At 63.1% G+C, this 16,450-nt stretch carries 15 protein-coding genes and 1 pseudogene; 9 read left to right on the forward strand and 7 right to left on the reverse strand.

Features of this window, described 5'->3' with window-relative positions; genetic code table 11:
- Positions 1-766, reverse strand: a pseudogene (locus BM151_RS21520) (chemotaxis protein CheA); the annotation flags it as partial.
- A gap of 154 nt (positions 767-920) precedes the next feature.
- Here BM151_RS21520 and BM151_RS00935 point away from each other — a divergent pair.
- Positions 921-1,595, forward strand: a complete 675-nt coding sequence (locus tag BM151_RS00935; protein WP_090055787.1) for a thiamine diphosphokinase — start codon at positions 921-923, stop codon at positions 1,593-1,595.
- A 7-nt stretch (positions 1,596-1,602) separates the two neighbouring features.
- On the opposite strand, the gene BM151_RS00940 is transcribed toward BM151_RS00935, so the two are convergent.
- A complete protein-coding gene (locus BM151_RS00940; RefSeq protein ID WP_090055790.1) occupies positions 1,603-2,550 on the reverse strand; it encodes a DMT family transporter in 948 nt (315 codons plus the stop codon).
- A gap of 103 nt (positions 2,551-2,653) precedes the next feature.
- Positions 2,654-3,022: a YbaN family protein gene (locus BM151_RS00945; protein WP_090055792.1), complete on the reverse strand. Its 369-nt coding sequence runs from the start codon at positions 3,020-3,022 to the stop codon at positions 2,654-2,656.
- 203 nt (positions 3,023-3,225) lie between these two features.
- On the opposite strand from BM151_RS00945, the gene rpiA reads away from it, so the two are divergent.
- The 5 genes from rpiA to BM151_RS00970 all read left to right on the forward strand — a co-directional run bounded on the left by rpiA (position 3,226) and on the right by BM151_RS00970 (position 9,474).
- Positions 3,226-4,011 carry a ribose-5-phosphate isomerase RpiA gene (rpiA, locus tag BM151_RS00950; RefSeq protein ID WP_090055813.1) on the forward strand — a complete coding sequence of 262 codons (786 nt, stop codon included), beginning with the start codon at positions 3,226-3,228 and terminating at the stop codon, positions 4,009-4,011.
- A gap of 116 nt (positions 4,012-4,127) precedes the next feature.
- Positions 4,128-5,489, forward strand: a complete 1,362-nt coding sequence (gene gor / locus BM151_RS00955) for a glutathione-disulfide reductase (RefSeq protein WP_090055817.1) — start codon at positions 4,128-4,130, stop codon at positions 5,487-5,489.
- Positions 5,490-5,630: 141 nt separating this feature from the next.
- Positions 5,631-6,788 (forward strand): FtsH protease activity modulator HflK, encoded by a 1,158-nt coding sequence (gene hflK / locus BM151_RS00960; protein WP_090055821.1) that lies wholly within the window; start codon positions 5,631-5,633, stop codon positions 6,786-6,788.
- Positions 6,788-7,663 carry a protease modulator HflC gene (hflC, locus tag BM151_RS00965; RefSeq protein WP_090055824.1) on the forward strand — a complete coding sequence of 292 codons (876 nt, stop codon included), beginning with the start codon at positions 6,788-6,790 and terminating at the stop codon, positions 7,661-7,663. The genes hflK and hflC overlap by 1 nt, the downstream gene beginning before the upstream one ends.
- 317 nt (positions 7,664-7,980) lie before the next feature.
- Positions 7,981-9,474, forward strand: coding sequence for a Do family serine endopeptidase (locus tag BM151_RS00970; protein WP_090059051.1), 1,494 nt, complete (start codon positions 7,981-7,983; stop codon positions 9,472-9,474).
- An 83-nt stretch (positions 9,475-9,557) separates the two neighbouring features.
- On the opposite strand, the gene BM151_RS00975 is transcribed toward BM151_RS00970, so the two are convergent.
- On the reverse strand, positions 9,558-10,088 hold the full coding sequence (locus BM151_RS00975) for a peptidoglycan-binding domain-containing protein (protein ID WP_090055826.1): 531 nt from the start codon (positions 10,086-10,088) through the stop codon (positions 9,558-9,560).
- 287 nt (positions 10,089-10,375) lie between these two features.
- On the opposite strand from BM151_RS00975, the gene BM151_RS00980 reads away from it, so the two are divergent.
- Positions 10,376-10,699: a 2Fe-2S iron-sulfur cluster-binding protein gene (locus BM151_RS00980; RefSeq protein WP_090055829.1), complete on the forward strand. Its 324-nt coding sequence runs from the start codon at positions 10,376-10,378 to the stop codon at positions 10,697-10,699.
- The gene (locus BM151_RS00985; RefSeq protein ID WP_090055832.1) at positions 10,699-11,424 is read left to right on the forward strand and encodes an FG-GAP repeat domain-containing protein; all 726 of its coding nucleotides are present in this window, start codon (positions 10,699-10,701) and stop codon (positions 11,422-11,424) included. The genes BM151_RS00980 and BM151_RS00985 overlap by 1 nt, the downstream gene beginning before the upstream one ends.
- 501 nt (positions 11,425-11,925) lie before the next feature.
- On the opposite strand, the gene purD is transcribed toward BM151_RS00985, so the two are convergent.
- Positions 11,926-13,191, reverse strand: coding sequence for a phosphoribosylamine--glycine ligase (gene purD, locus BM151_RS00990; protein ID WP_090055834.1), 1,266 nt, complete (start codon positions 13,189-13,191; stop codon positions 11,926-11,928).
- Positions 13,192-13,266: 75 nt separating this feature from the next.
- On the opposite strand from purD, the gene xseA reads away from it, so the two are divergent.
- Positions 13,267-14,856 (forward strand): exodeoxyribonuclease VII large subunit, encoded by a 1,590-nt coding sequence (xseA, locus tag BM151_RS00995; protein WP_090055837.1) that lies wholly within the window; start codon positions 13,267-13,269, stop codon positions 14,854-14,856.
- 15 nt (positions 14,857-14,871) lie between these two features.
- Here xseA and BM151_RS01000 read toward each other — a convergent pair whose 3' ends face one another.
- Both BM151_RS01000 and BM151_RS01005 read right to left on the reverse strand, forming a co-directional pair.
- A complete protein-coding gene (locus BM151_RS01000) occupies positions 14,872-15,282 on the reverse strand; it encodes a hypothetical protein (RefSeq protein WP_090055840.1) in 411 nt (136 codons plus the stop codon).
- A 55-nt stretch (positions 15,283-15,337) separates the two neighbouring features.
- Entirely contained in the window at positions 15,338-16,402 is a 1,065-nt protein-coding gene (locus BM151_RS01005; RefSeq protein ID WP_090055842.1) for an alkane 1-monooxygenase, read from the reverse strand.
- Between the last annotated feature and the right edge of the window lie 48 nt (positions 16,403-16,450).

Here is a 16,450-nt window from a genome sequence, read left to right on the forward strand (position 1 = left end):
CTTCGGCTTCGGCTTCGGCTTCGGCTTCGGCTTCGGCGACAGGCGATTCCGGAGTGGTCTCTACGATGTCCTCGACAGTCTCTTCGACGGCGATCTCTTCAACCGCAACCTCAACATCAACCTCGGGCTCGTCTTCGACGTCCATCGGGATCGGTTGCGATGTGGCGGCGAAGCTCATGGCTGCGCCCTGATCTTCGGTCTGATCCTCGGTGAACTCGGCCTGGTTGCGCTGTGCCACGGCGGCGCGGATGCGCTCGAGCTTGTCGGCAATCGAGTTGCCGGCGAGCGGCGCGGCGGCAGCGGCGGTTTCGGCGCGTTTCGGGGCCGTCGGCGTTGCGGTCGTTTGTTCCGGAGCGGCTTTCGCGTCCTGACGCTTCACCTTGGTGACAGGGGCCTTTTTCGGAGCCTCGGTTTCCGGGGTGTCCTGAGTCGCGGGCTGAGCGGCGGCGTGCTGAGCGGGCACATCCTGCGGCGGGGCATCTGTCACCACCGGGGCGGGCTGTTTGTCCTCGTCCAATTGACGCAACACCAGACCGTCGTCCTGCACCCGGGCCTCGACCCGGCGCTGGATCTCCTTTTCGGCGATGGAATGCAGCATCTGCGGGTCCGGGGTCGGCGGTTCCGCCCCGAAATAGCGGTCATCGGCCGCAAGGTCGCGGAAATACTCCGCGATGGATCGCATCGTGGAGAACGGGTCGTCGAACCCTTCCAACGTACAGGAGAAGGTCCCATAAGAGACCGTCAGGATTTTACTGTCACTCACCATGCCTTAACTCGCTTTCTCGCCTTGCTCAGCCTCTCTTGTTTACCATGAATTGGTTCGCAAATCGGAACAGAACAAGGATATGGTCGTGATCTTTTCCTGTCCTAAATGTGGCAAAGAGGTTAACAAAATGCGTAGCGCAGAGATTCAACCCCTTATGATTGTTGAGAAAAATGCGACTTTTCTAGGGGGCGGAAGGGCTTGCCACGAGGATTTGTTGTTGGCGCTCACTTTGGCACCGCATCTAGTTGCCGCGGATGGGGCGGCGGGCACTGCACTTTCTTTCGGGCATATGCCGGAACGGGTGATCGGGGATTTCGATTCTCTCACCGATGACATGCGTCGGGTGATTCCCCCGGACCGGCTGTGCCATGTGCCGGAACAGGACAGCACGGATTTCGAGAAATGCCTGACCCGGGTCGAGGCGCCGATGGTGCTGGCCGTGGGCTTTACCGGCGCGCGGATCGATCACGAGCTGGCGGTCTATGCCGCGCTTACCCGCCTTGCCCATCGGCGCTGTATCGTCCTCGGGGAAGAGGACATTTGTTTCATCGCCCCGCCGGTGCTCAGCCTGGCGGTCGAACCGGGGCAGCGGGTGTCGCTTTTCCCGATGCGACCGGTGCGCGGGTGCTCCGAGGGGCTTCACTGGCCGATCGACGGGTTGGATTTCGCGCCCGACAGGCGGATCGGCACCTCGAACACGGCCGATGGTGAAGAGATTCGGCTCAGGTTCGATGCGCCCGGAATGCTGATGATTCTGCCGCGCCAGATGCTGAGCGCGGATTTGATCCGGCGGCTGATCGACGCGCCGGGCTGGCCGCAGGAGGTCTGAGCGCGCCTCAAAGCGCGGTCGGATCACCGGGCAGGGCGGGTTTGCGCAGGTTCACCCGCTCGCGGTGAATGAGGTAGAGCCCCGCCGCGACGATCACCACGATGCCGAGCCAGACCATGGGGGCCGGGAAGTCGCCGAAGACGACGAAACCCACGAGGGTGGAAAAGGCCAGTTCGAGATAGGCCAGTGGCGCAAGCGTGGCCGAGGGCGCCAGCCGGAGCGCCAGGGTCAGCCCCTGATGCGACAGGGTGGCGGCAACGCCGACGCCGGCGAGCCAGAGCCACATGATGCCTTTGGGCATCACCGGATCGAGCGCACCGCCCAGGATATCGGGGCCGGAGCCGTCGAACAGGAGCAAGAGCGGCAGGGCGACGCTCAGCGCCGCCACGGCGGTGGAGGCCTGAAGCGCCACCGGTTGATAGCGTCTGAGCGCCCGGGTCACCAACATGTAGCAGGCGAAAAAGAACCCGGCGGCCAGCGGCAGAAGGGCGGCCGGGCCAAAGGCCAGAAGCCCCGGGCGAACCACGAGCAGCACACCGAGAAAGCCGACGATGGCGGCGATGATCCGGCGCGGTCCGACCTCTTCGCCGAACAGGGCCCAGCCGAGAAACAGGATGATGAAGGGTTCGACAAAGGTGATCGCCAACGCATCGGCCAGTGGCATGATCGAGACAGCCCAGACAAAGGCGAATGTGGCGGCCAGCGTCAGAATCCCGCGCAGAAAGATCAGCCCGGCGTCGCGCCAATTGGCAACGAGGTTTTGCCGCAAGACGAGCGCGATCGGCAGCAGCAAAGCCCCCTGCACGAGAAAGCGTGCGGCGGTGATCTGGCCCACCGGATGCTCGGAGGCGGCCAGTTTCGCGAAAGCGTCGATCATCGGCGCCACGGCGCAATAGACGAGCATCATGCCCATGCCAAAGAGCGGGCGATCCTGGGTGAGGGAAGGTTGCGACATGCGCCTTTGTCGCGGTCCGCTCTGGGGGATGCAAGTCTTGTGGCTGTGCAGGGATGCGGGGCGCTGTTCGCCTGCGCTCAGCCCGGTCTCATAGCCCTGTCTGTTACCCGTCCGGTCGGGTCAGGATATAGAGCGCGCCGGCGCCGATCAGGGCGGCCTGTAGCCCGAGATAGATCGGCGGCACCGCCAGCAGGAGCGTCGGGATAAAGCTCATCATCATCATCGTGATCGAGATCGCCTTGATCCGCCGTGGAATCGCCCCGGTTTTTTCCCAGGCGCGGATGCCCGGTCCGAAATGCGCATGATCCAACAGCCATTGCCGCAGGCGCGGCGAGCCCTTGGTGAAGAAGAATGCCGCCAGAATCAGGAAGATCGTGGTTGGCATCACGGGCAGGAACACACCGATGAACCCCAGCGCGACGCAGAACACGCCGAGGGTCAGGTGGATATATCTGATGATCCGGTCGGTCATGGGGCAAGCCTGACATATCTGTCTCAGGAAAACATCTACGGCAATGTGTCGCCCTGTCCAGAGGGCTTGTCGCAGAGGGTGTCGCACAGGAGCCGCACAGGGCGCCGGGATTGATTTTCCTGTTCTTCGGATGGGGTTCCGCCTATAAGCCAAGGTACCGATATTGACCATGTTTCTGCCGAATCTTCGGGGAGGACCCAGCCATGTCCGACACGCTGTCGCCGATCGATACCGCCAAATTCGTCGCCGCGAAAAAAGCGGTGGAATATGTCGAGGATGGGATGAAGCTCGGGCTTGGCACCGGCTCGACCGCGGCCTGGATGGTGCGCTGTCTGGGCGAGATGGTGCGCGAGGAAGGGCTCAACATCGTGGGGGTGCCGACCTCGACCCGCACCGCCGAACTGGCGCGCCAGCAGGGGATCAAGGTGATTTCTCTCGATGAGGCGAAATGGCTCGACCTGACCATCGACGGCGCCGACGAGTTCGACCCGGAGCTGAACCTGATCAAGGGCGGCGGCGGGGCGCTTTTGCAGGAAAAGATCGTCGCCACGGCCTCCGATCAGATGATCGTGATCTCGGATGTCTCGAAACAGGTCGACACGCTCGGGCATTTCCCGCTGCCGGTCGAGGTGATCCCCTTTGGCTGGCAGACCACCAAGGCGCTCGTTGAGGAAACGCTGGTCGCCATGGATGTGCTGGGGCAGCAGGCGACGCTCCGGATGAATGGCGAGGCCGCCTATGTCACCGATGAGGGCAATCATATCATCGACCTTCATCTGCAACGCATCGGCAATGCCCGCCAACTTGCCCTGGTGCTCAATCAGATCCCCGGCGTGGTGGAAAACGGACTTTTCATCGATATTTGCGACCGGGTGATCATCGGCCACGGTGACGGCCGGGTGACGACCAGGGACATCCTCTCCGGCGAAGAGAGCGAAGATCAGGTCGAATTTGCCGAGAGCGAGAATATTTTCGCCGATCTGGGGTGAACCGATCTTCTGGGTGAAAACCGCAAAGGCCCCTGTGCAGATGCCTGAGGGTTTTCCTTTTGCGGCAACTCCCCTACATCTACCGGCGACTTAGAATTCTTCCAAAGGCGGAACTTATGGATTTCGACTATGATCTTTTCGTGATCGGTGGTGGCTCGGGCGGCGTGCGGGCGGCGCGTCTGACGGCGGCGGGCGGCCAGAAGGTGGCGATGGCAGAGGAATACCGCATGGGCGGCACCTGTGTCATTCGCGGCTGTGTGCCGAAAAAACTGATGGTCTTTGCGTCGCAATATGCGGCGGCGGCCGATGAGGCGTGGAAATACGGCTGGGACGTCAAGCTCGGCGATTTCAACTGGTCGTCGTTTCAGGACAAGCTGAAAGCGGAACTCTCCCGGCTCGAGGGCATTTACACCAAGAACGCCGGCAATGCGGGCGTCGAGATCCTGGCGCAGCGCGCCACCGTCAAGGACCCGCACACTGTGGTTCTGGCCGATGGCAGTGAGAAGACCGCGAAGCATATCCTCATTGCCGTGGGCGGTACCCCCTTCGTGCCGGAGCACACGCCGGGGATCGAACATGCGATCACCTCGAACGAGATTTTCGACATCCCGGAACTGCCGAAACGCATCCTGATCGTCGGCGGCGGCTATATCGCCTGTGAGTTTGCCTGCATCTTCAACGGGCTCGGGTCCGAAGTGACGCAGGTCTACCGCGGCGCGCAGATCCTGCGCGGGTTCGACGACGAGGCGCGCGGCCATATCGCCGAACTGATCGAAGGGCAGGGGGTGACCCTGCACGTGGGCACCGATATCGAGCGGCTGGAAAAGCGCGACGACGGCATCTGGGTCAAGACCACCGACGGGCGCGAGGCGACCTTTGACGTGGTGCTCTACGCCACGGGGCGCAAACCCAACACCAAGGGCCTCGGTCTCGAGGAGGCCGGCGTCGCGCTCGGCCGTCATGGCGAGGTCAAGGTGGATGAGTACAGCCAGACCAACATTCCCTCGATCTTTGCCGTGGGGGACGTGACCGACCGCATCCAGTTGACGCCGGTGGCGATCCGCGAAGCGGTGGCCTTCCACGAGACCGTGTTCAAGGGCAATCCGATGAAGCCGGACCATGCCAATGTGCCTTCGGCGATCTTCACCCAGCCGGAATATGGCGCGGTCGGGCTGACCGAGGAACAGGCCCGCGACGAAGGCCCGGTCGAGGTCTATTCCGCCGCCTTCCGGCCGATGCAGAACTCGTTCATCGAAAAGAACGAGCGTGTGATGTTCAAGCTCATCGTCTGCGCCGATACCCGCAAGGTTCTGGGCTGTCACATCATCGCACCGCATGCCGGCGAGATGATCCAACTCGCGGGCGTGGCGGTGAAAATGGGCGCCACCAAGGAAGATTTCGATGCCACCGTGGCGGTGCACCCGACCATGGCCGAGGAAATCGTGCTGATGAAAGAGCCGGTGCGGGTTCACGACTGAGCAAAAAGCCGGGGGAAAAGCGGGGTGCGACAGTCGCGCACCCTTGAAACTCGGTCCTGGAACGAACAGGTTACACACGAGCCTTGACCCGACAGGTGCCGCCTGCCGGGTCAGACCCATACGAGAGAGGACTTGACCTTAATGGCCAGCAACAATGGCGGACCCTGGGGGGGAGGCGGTGGCAATCGCCCGACCGGAGGAGACGAACGCGGAAACGGGCGCGGGGGAGACCGTGACAACAACGGGCGCCGTCCCGGCGACCAGCCGCAAATCCCCGAAATCGACGAGATGCTCAACAAGGGCAACGAGTACCTGAAAGTGCTGATGGGCGGCAAAGGCGGCGGCAATGGTCGTTTCGGCGGCCCCGGTGGCGAAGGTCCCGGCGTGTCCAAGGGCATGATCGGACTGGCCGTTTTGGGCGCAGTTGCGATTTGGGCCTATTCCTCTTTCTATACCGTGAAACCGGAAGAACAGTCGGTCGAACTGTTCCTCGGCGAATTCTACAAAATCGGTCAGCCGGGTCTGAACTTTGCCCCCTGGCCCCTGGTGTCCTACGAGAAAGTCGTGGTGACCGGTGAGCGGACCGAAACGGTCGGCGGCGTCGGACAGGGCAACACCGGCATGATGCTGACAACCGACGCCAATATCGTCGACATCGATTTCCAGGTGGTCTGGAACATCAACGACCCGGCGAAATATCTGTTCAATCTGAGCGATCCGCGCCAGACGGTGCAGGCGGTGTCGGAAGCCTCGATGCGCGAGATCATCGCCGCCTCGACGCTCGCGCCGATCCTCAACCGCGATCGTGGTCTGATTGCCGACAATGCGATGACCCTGATCCAGTCGACCCTCGACAGCTATGACAGCGGCATCACCGTGATCCGCGTCAACCTCGACAAGGCCGACCCGCCCGGTGAGGTGATCGACGCCTTCCGCGACGTGCAGGCAGCAGAGCAGGAGCGTGACCGTCTTGAGCGTCAGGCCGACGCCTACGCGAATACCGTGCTCGCAGGCGCCCGCGGTTCTGCGGCACAGATCCTCGAGGAGGCCGAAGGCTATCGCGCGCAGGTGATCAATGCCGCCGAGGGTGAGGCCAGCCGTTTCACCGCCGTTCTCGAAGAATATAAAAACGCGCCGGAAGTGACGCGCAAGCGGCTCTATCTCGAAGCGATCGAAGAGGTCTATGGCGGCATGGACAAGATCATTCTCGACGACAATGCCGGTGGCGGTCAGGGCGTCGTGCCCTACCTGCCTTTGAATGAACTGAAGAAATCCACCACCACCGAGGGAGCGAACTGATGAAGAAACTTCCCATTCTTTTCGGCGTCCTGTTCCTCGCCGTGGTGCTGGTGATGTCGTCGCTGTTCATCGTCGACGAGCGCCAGAAAGCGCTTGTTCTGCAATTCGGTCAGATCAAATCGGTGAAGGAAGACCCGGGTCTCGCCTTCAAGATCCCGTTCATTCAGGAAGTGGTCTATTACGACGACCGTATCCTGTCGCTCGAGACCCCGGAGATCGAGGTCACGCCGTCGGATGACCGTCGTCTTCTGGTCGATGCTTTCGCCCGCTACCGGATTTCCGATGTGGTGCGGTTCCGCCAGGCCGTGTCCACCGGCGGTGTGCGTCTGGCCGAAGATCGTCTCAAAGGCATCCTGAACGCGCAGCTGCGCGAAGTTCTGGGTGCCGATACGGTGACCTCGAACACGATCATCTCCGCAGATCGCGGCGATCTCGCGCTGCGTATCCGCGATCAGTCCCGTGCCGAAGCGGCGTCTCTCGGCGTCGATATCGTGGACGTGCGTCTGAAACAGACCTTCCTGCCGGATCAGAACCTCGATGCCACCTTTGCCCGGATGCGGGCCGAGCGCGAACGGGAGGCCGCCGATGAGCGGGCCCGTGGTGAAGAGGCCGCACAGCGCGTGCGGGCACAGGCCGACCGGACCGTGGTCGAACTCGAATCCGACGCCCGCCGTCAGGCCGAGATCACCCGCGGTGAGGCCGATGCGGCGAAGAACAAGATCTACGCCGATGCCTATGGCGCCGACCCGGATTTCTTCCAGTTCTACCGCTCGCTCGACGCCTATCGTCAGGGTCTCAAGGGCTCCAACACCACCATGGTGATGTCGCCGGACAGCGAGTTCTTCGACTACCTGAAATCCGACGCCGGACGCTGAGCGCCACTAGGCGCGCAGAAGCTTTGACGCAGAGTATTCGACAGGGCCGGGCATCGCACCGGCCCTGTCTTTTTGCCGGCATCTGGCCGGCAGCCGGCGGATGTTTTTTCGGCAGTGAGCGCTCTGGCGCGCGGCCGGAAAATTTCCCCGCCAATGCACCGGGGTTTCTCCTTGTCACACGGCCCTCACATGCTGTTGACTGGATGCGACCGACTTTGAATTGTGCTGGGACGGGCCTAAATGTAGCCCTGTGGACAGTTGTCAGCGCCAACATGGCCTTTTGCCCAAAGGCGCATCATACGGAGGATTTTGTACCGATGACACAGGCTCGCGCCGCATCAATCGCCCTGAGGGAGCCCCTGCGAGGCGCCCGCGTGGATTTGCGCACCTTGTTCATTGCCCTGATCGGGGCGATGGCGCTCATGTTCCAGACCATGGCGGCCGAGGCGCGGGGCGCGCCGGAAAGCTTTGCCGATCTCGCCGAAAAGGTCAGCCCGGCCGTGGTCAATATCACCACCACCACCGTGGTCGAGGCTGCGACCGATCAGCAGCCGATCGTCCCCGAGGGCTCGCCCTTCGAGGATTTCTTCCGCGATTTCATGGATCGCAACGGGCAAGGCCCGCAAGGTCCGCGTCGCTCGCAGGCGCTGGGCTCCGGTTTCGTGATTTCCGAGGATGGCTATATCGTCACCAACAACCATGTCATCGAGGGCGCCGACGAGATCGAGATCGAGTTCTACGAAGGCTTCACCCTGCCGGCGAAACTCGTGGGCACCGATCCCAAGACCGATATCGCGCTTTTGAAAGTCGAAAGCGACAAGCCGCTGACCTATGTGCCCTTCGGCGACAGCGATGCCGCCCGTGTCGGCGATTGGGTCATGGCCATGGGCAACCCGCTCGGCCAGGGTTTTTCGGTCTCCGCCGGTATCGTGTCGCAACGCGGCCGGGCCTTGTCGGGGGCTTATGACGATTACATTCAGACCGACGCCGCCATCAACCGCGGCAATTCCGGCGGTCCGCTGTTCGACATGGCGGGCGAAGTGATCGGCGTGAACACCGCGATCCTGTCGCCCAACGGCGGCTCGATCGGCATCGGCTTCTCCATGGCGTCCAATGTCGTCTCGAAAGTCGTCGGCCAGCTCAAGGAATTCGGCGAGACCCGCCGCGGTTGGCTCGGCGTGCGGATTCAGGACGTCACCGCCGACGTGGCCGAGGCCATGGGGCTCGACGGTGCCAAGGGCGCGCTGGTGACCGATGTGCCGGACGGTCCGTCGAAGGACGCCGGCATCGAATCCGGTGACGTGATCCTGAGCTTTGACGGCACCGAAGTGACCGACACTCGCGCGCTGGTGCGCACGGTCGGCGAGACCGAGGTCGGCAAGGCGGTGCGCGTCGTGGTGTTCCGCGATGGCAAGACCCAAACGCTGATGGTCACTCTGGGCCGTCGTGAAGAGGCCGAGAATGTCGCCTTCCCGACCGAGGCTCCGGCCCAGCCGGAAGCCCCCGAGACCACCGAGATGCTCGGCCTGACGCTGCAGCCGCTGGATGACACGCTGCGCGAAGAGCTGGGGGTTACCGCCGGCACCACCGGTCTTGCGGTGGTCGAGGTGGACGAGAGCACCGAAGCCTTCACCAAGGGCCTGCGTGCCGGTGATGTGATCACCGAAGCCGGGCAGCAGAAGGTGGCCTCCGTCGAGGATCTGCAATCGCGGATCGATGAGGCACGCGAGGCCGGTCGCAAGACCGTGCTGCTGCTGGTGCGTCGCGCCGGCGAGCCGCGTTTCGTGGCACTGGGTGTGGCGGAGGACTGATCCCCGCACCAGAAGGTTCAGCAACGCAGAAAGGCGGCCTCCGGGCCGCCTTTTTTCTTTGCGATCGCGAGGGGCGAGGACAATCAGCCGTTGTCGCGCGGCACTTCCTTGAGACCCAGTTGACGCGCGGCGGCGAGCGAGAGGATGTCGCTGTCGACCCCCTGTTCCACCTGATAGGCACGGATTGCGCGTTTGGTGGCATGGTCCATCCGGCCATTGGCCGCACCGTTGTAATAGCCGCGCACGGCCAGGGCGCGCTGCACCGAGGCTACGAACTCCGGCGTCAGCTCTTCGGTACAGAGTGTCTCGAACCAGAGCTCCTTGCGTTCGCGCACGATCTCCTGCCGGGTTTCCGTGCGATAGACGGCCGGGTAGCTGACCGCACCGCTGGCATCGATCTGTGGCGGTTGCACCAGAACCTGTTCGGTCACGGTCTCGATGATCGCGGGGGTGACATGGCGGCCGTAACAGGCATCGGGATCTGCGCCGGGCGGCGCGCCGGGGGTCTCGGAGGCGCGCAGGATCTCGGAAGACGGCGCACTCATCTGACAGGCGCTCAGAAGCGCGATCGATAGAACCAGGGGAAAGCCCGCGCGGGCGTGCTGTCGTCTCATCTGCTCGTTTGCCTGTTGTCGCTGGCCTGTTTCATCTGGGCCTGTTTTGCACGGCCTTTGCCCAACACTACTCTCATATGGGGGATTTCCAAAGCGGCAATGCGGGAAGTTTTTCTGCGCCCCCGCGGCGCGGTGCCCAAAAATTGGGGGCGGCCCTTGGGACTGCCACAAAATAAGGCCTCGTATGGGCATCGGACGGGGAGTCGCGACGGAATGGCTCTTTTCTCCGGCGGAGCGGCAGGCTAAGCCTGTTCCCGACGCGAAAAGAGCGATGAGAAGGACAAACGATGGTCAAGATCACCTATGTCGAATTCGGCGGCACCGAGCATGTCGTGGACGTTCCCGTGGGCCGCACCGTGATGGAAGGCGCCCGTGACAATGGCATCCCCGGCATCGATGCCGATTGCGGCGGGGCCTGTGCCTGTTCCACCTGCCATGTCTATGTGGCGCCGGAGTGGGTCGAGAAACTCCCGCCCCGGGACGACATGGAAGAGGATATGCTCGACTTCGCCTTTGAACCCGATCCGGTGCGCTCGCGCCTGACCTGTCAGATCAAGGTGACCGAGGCGCTTGACGGGCTTCTGGTCAACATGCCCGAAAAGCAGATCTGATGCTGAAGCTGGCCGCAATTTTCGCAATGGTGGCCAGCCCGCTTGCCGCTGGTGAGGGCGCTGCGCGGATTACCGGGGCCTCTTATGCCGAACCGACCGAGGTCTATGGCCATGGCGCGGTGAAGGGCGGTGAAAACGCCAAGATGGTGGTGGCGCTCGATGACGGCAGCACCCGCGAGGTTTCCTTCAAGAAAAGCATTTTCGAGGACACCGCGCCACGGCTTCACGATTTCAACGGCGATGGTGCGCCGGAGATCGTCACCGTGGTCAGCGGCTTTGCCACCGGGTCCTGGGTTCAGGTCTGGTCTCTCGATGCTGAGGCCCGTCTGGTGCCGGCCAAGGCTTCGGCTCCGATCGGTCAGCGTCACCGCTGGCTCGCCATTGCCGGCATTGCCGATTTCGATGGGGACGGGGTGGACGAGATCGCCTATGTCGATCGTCCGCATCTTGCCAAGGAATTGGTGCTGATGCCGGTCGAACTGGCGCGCGAGGGCATGCTGGTGGCCTCGGCCCGTGCGCAGGGGCTGACCAATCACCATCTCGGCGCCGAGGAGATCGAGGGCGGGGTCCGGGACTGTCCGGGCGAGCTGCCGGTGATCCTGACCGCCGATGCGGAGTGGCAGAATATCGTCGAGACCCGCTATGAGGGCGGGGACTTACACGCGACCGTCGTGGCGCCCTATGCTGGCGCCGACAGTTTCTCTGCCTATCTGAGATGTGAGTGACGGTTTTCGGGACTCGATGTCTTTGGGAAGCCCGGTGTCTTTGGGAAGATCGTCGCCGACAGGTTTGAAACCTCTGGAAAATCGCCCGCGATCAAAGAGCCCGAGCAAAGGGCCTGGACACAGGATCCGGACAAAGGAAAGGCGTGCCGTTCGAGCACGCCTCATTCTGTCGCGACAGCCTCTTGAAGGATCGATCCTCCTGGGCTTTTACACCAAAGTACCAAATCGACATTTCCATGCCGGAGGGCCATTCGAGCCGATGGTGCCTTTCGCCCGTTCTTTGTCGGCGAGCAGGGTTAAAAGGCAATTAATTAAAATTGGTTTCTGAAGTGAGAAATAGGAACAATGCAGTTAAAAATCTATGTAACTCGAGGCGTGGCAAAGGGCCTTGCCTGACGGCAGCTTGAGGCCCTGATGGGGCAGAAGAAAAGCCGCTTTCGTGTCAGAGGGTTACGGGCGACACGCGCCTGTAACCAGAGCTGACATGAAGGTGCGCCCGGCTTAGGATAGCGCGCGCCAGCCGATATCGGTGCGGTTGAACCCTTCGGGCCAGTCGATTTCATTGATCATCGCATAGGCGCGGTCACGGGCGTCCTTGAGGCTGTCGCCGCGCGCCGTGACGTTCAAAACCCGCCCGCCGGTGGCGACGATCTGGCCGTCTTTCTCGGATGTGCCGGCGTGGAACACCATGTTCTTGCTGTCCTCGGGCAGGGCATCGAGGCCGCGGATCACGGAACCTTTCTCATAGGCGCCCGGATAGCCATTTGCCGCCATGACCACGGTCATCGCGTGATCGTCGGCCCAGTTGACCCGGGCCTGATCGAGCGTGCCCTCGGCGGTGGCGAGCATCAGATCCAAGGCCTGTGCGCCCAGACGCATCATCAGCACCTGACATTCCGGATCACCGAAGCGGCAATTGTATTCGACCAGCCGCGGCTGGCCGTCCTTGATCATGAAACCGGCATAGAGCACGCCTTGGTACGGCATGCCGCGCTTTGCCATTTCCGCAACCGTCGGCTTGATGATCTCACTCATCGCCTTGTCGATCACCGCATCCGTCATCACCGGCGCCGGCGAGTAAGCCCCCATGCCACCGGTGTTGAGCCCGGTGTCGCCATCGCCCACACGTTTGTGGTCCTGCGCCGTGCCCACGGGCAGCACGTTTTCACCGTCGCAGAGGATGAACCAGGAGGCCTCTTCGCCTTCCATGAACTCCTCGATCACCACCTCGGCGCCAGCTGCGCCAAATTCACCGCCGAACATGTCGTCGATGGCATCCAGAGCGGTGGCCTCATCCATGGCGACGATCACGCCCTTGCCGGCGGCCAGACCGTCGGCCTTGACCACGATCGGTGCGCCCTGTTCGCGGATGTAGGCTTTGGCCGCCTCGGCCTCGGTGAAATGCGCATAGCCCGCGGTGGGCGCGCCGGAGGCATCGCAGATGTCCTTGGTAAAGCTTTTCGAGGCCTCGAGCTGTGCCGCTGCCTTGGAGGGGCCGAAGGTCAGCACGCCGGCGGCGCGCAGATCGTCGGCAACCCCGGCGGCCAAGGGGGCTTCCGGGCCGATGATGACGAAATCGATGGCGTTCTCCTCGACGAAAGAGGCCACCGCCGCGCCGTCATTGATGTCGAAACTGGCGCATTCGGCGATCATCGCGATCCCGGCATTGCCCGGGGCGACAATCAGCTTGTCGCATTTCGGGTTCTGCATCACCGCCCAGGCGAGCGCATGTTCGCGACCGCCGCTGCCAAGGATCAGAATATTCATGATGGCTCTCCGCTTCACCTTTGCTTGCGGGCGTTCTAAGGTCAGCGCGACCCTGACACAAGCACGAGCCACCATATGTCTGAGCTTTTCGAGGATGACGGCCCTGCCGGGACCGGCAATGGCGCCTCCAACGCCCCCGAATTTTCCGTTTCCGAACTGTCGGGCGCGGTGAAAAAGCTGATCGAGGGCGAGTTCGGCTATGTCCGGGTGCGCGCGGAAGTCGGCCGGGTGTCGCGCCCGCGCTCGGGTCACATGTATTTCGATCTGAAAGACGACCGGGCGGTGATCAATGCGGTGAGCTGGAAAGGCCAGGTCGCGCGCATGGAAGTCCAGCCGGAAGAGGGGATGGAGGTGGTGGCCACGGGCCGGATGACCACCTTCCCCGGTGGCTCGCGCTATCAGCTTATCGTCGACACGGTGGAGCCGGCGGGCGCCGGTGCGCTGATGGCCATGCTCGAGAAGCGCAAGAAGGAGCTTGCCGCCGAGGGCCTGTTCGATGCGGGCCGCAAACGTCCGATCCCCTATCTGCCGGAGGTGATCGGTGTGGTGACCTCGCCCTCGGGCGCGGTGATCCGCGACATCCTGCATCGGCTGCGTGACCGCTTTCCGCGTCATGTGCTGATCTGGCCCGTGGCCGTGCAAGGCGCGAAAAGTGCCGCCGAGGTGGCAAATGGCATCAAAGGCTTCAATGCCCTGCCCGAAGGCGGGGCGATCCCACGTCCCGATCTGATCATCGTCGCGCGCGGCGGTGGCTCGGTCGAGGATCTCTGGGGCTTCAACGAAGAGGTGGTGGTGCGCGCGGCGGCAGAGTCCGCGATCCCGCTGATCTCCGCCGTGGGGCACGAGACCGACACCACGCTGATCGATTTTGCCTCTGACAAGCGGGCGCCGACGCCGACGGCGGCCGCCGAGCTGGCGGTGCCGGTGCGACGCGAGCTCTGGGTCACCATTCAGGAAATGCGCGCCCGGATGGAACGGGCGCTGACCGGCGGGGTGGAGTACCGGCGTCAGCGGCTCACCGATCTTGCCCGCGCCTTGCCGCAGAAGGAACGCCTGCTCGATGGGCCGCGCCAGCGGGTCGATCAGATGGATCTGCGGCTGACCCAGGGGCTGATCAATGGCGTGCGCAACCGGCGGCTGAAACTTTCAGAGGCCTCCTCGGTGCTCCGGCCACGGCTGTTGCAAGGCCGGCTGGAGAGCGGGGGCGAGCGGGTCGCGGCCTTGTCGGGGCGGTTGTCGCCCGCTCTGTCGCGCGGGATTGCCGATCATCGGCGCGATTTGACCCGCCTGTCAGCGCGGCTGTCGCCCACCACGGTGTCGCGCAACACGCTCGAGGCACGGGGAAGGCTGACGCAGCTTTCCGACCGGTTCGACCGGGCGGCGCAAACACAGGTCGAGCGCTGGCGCTCCGATCTCGACCGCCGGGCCAGTCTTCTCACTGCGCTGTCCTACAAGGAAACGCTCAAACGCGGCTATGCGGTGGTGCGGGATGCCTCCGGCGGGGTGGTGCGCTCGGCGCAGGACGCGGCGCGTATGCATGAGGTGGAATTCGCCGACGGCAAAGTTCAGATCGGCGGTGGGGCGGTGGCTGTTCCCGCGAAGCCCAGACCCAAGCCAAAAGCCAAACCACCGTCGGAGGACGGCGGGCAGGGCAGTCTGTTCTAAGTCGGGAAGAGGGGCTCAGACGCCCACTTGCGGTCCCATGCAGGCCAGCGGCCCGTCCGAGGTCCAGGCTTCGTAAAGCTCGGTGCCGCTGTCGCCCTGGAACACCGCCTTGAGCTTGTCGCTCTCGACGAAGAACTGCCAGCATTGCGGCTCCGTGCCGTCCTCATAGACGAAGCAGATGTTGCTCTCCTTTTCGTACCAGAACCCTTCCTTGCAGGTGTCCTGATCGAAGGCCCAACGCACCCGGTTGCCCGGCAAATATTGCTCGGCGCCATAGGGCTGGCCATCCTCGGCAAAGGTCAGCGTCTTGCCGGTGGCATAGGCGCCGAATTCCTCGCCCGAGAGCGGATCGGCCAACGCGGGCGCGGCAAGTGCCAGAAGGGCGGCACAGGGCAGAAAACGGGGGAGGACGCAGGTCTTCATCATGTGACAATCATATCCGAGCGCGGTGAGTCGCTCCACTCACATTCTTAACAGCTGGTTACCTGCCGACCGTGCCGTCCATCTGCTGCGCGGCCAGGAGCCGTTCCACGCGTTTGTCCATCACCCGGCGCCACAGCGGCGGGATGAGTGCCAGCGTCGCCATCGCCGGCAGCGAGCGCGGCAGTTGCGGCATCTCTTCGGTCAACTCGAGCGCGACATAGGGTTTCATCGGGTGGGCGTGATGATCGGAATGGCGCGGCGCGTTCAACATCAGAAAGGATGTGAACCATTGCGGGCTGTTCCAGCTGTGTGCCGGACCGACCGGCTCGAATTTCCCCTCGGAAATCTCGCGCCGTCTGAGCCCGTAATGCTGCACGTAATCCGAGAGCATCAGCTGGGCCGAGGCATAGCCCGCGAGCAGCACATATTTGATCACGCCCGTGACGCCGCCGATCAGAAAGGCCAGGATGAGACAGGCGATGGCGCCGCCGATATAGAGCGCATAGGGGTGCAGATCGGTCGATCCGGCGCGGGCGCGCATCGCGTTTTCCTCGCGCAGCCCGGCTTTGAACGAACCCAGCCAGGCCCGCGGCAAAAAGCGGTAATAGCTCATGCCGAATGGCGCGGAATTCGGGTCCGTCGCTGAGGCGGCATAGCGGTGATGCACACGGACATGCGCCGTGGCATGATGGCCGAACAGCAGTGTGATATAGACCCAGGTGCCGAGCCGGCGCAGCGTCCGGTCGGAGCGATGCACCAGCTCATGGGCGTTGGAGTTCGACACCTGTCCGAAAAACAAGCCCATGCCGAAAAAGACCAAAAGCCGCTCCCAAAAGGCGAGCTGACCATTGGAAAGCGCCCAGACCCCCAGCGGCAAAAGCGCGAAATGCGCCAAGGCCAGGACCACCGATAGCGCGTTTGCGTCCGGGAATTCCGCCTCCGGGTCGTCCGGGTCTCGCGCCAGATTGACCAGCTGGTCCAATGAGTAGGCCAGCGCGGTCATGTAGAGAAACCCGGCCAGGGCAAAGACACCGCCGAACAGGGCCCCGAGCGCCAGGAGCGCCACCGGGGCCATGGTGGAAACCGCAAAGAATCGAATGATATGAGAGGTTTTACGAGCCATGTCCGCGCCTGTCTGATAGGCAGGACTATAGGCAGCGCGGCAATATCA

The sequence above is a fragment of the Celeribacter neptunius genome (assembly GCF_900113955.1).
Taxonomy (GTDB): Bacteria; Pseudomonadota; Alphaproteobacteria; order Rhodobacterales; family Rhodobacteraceae; genus Celeribacter; species Celeribacter neptunius.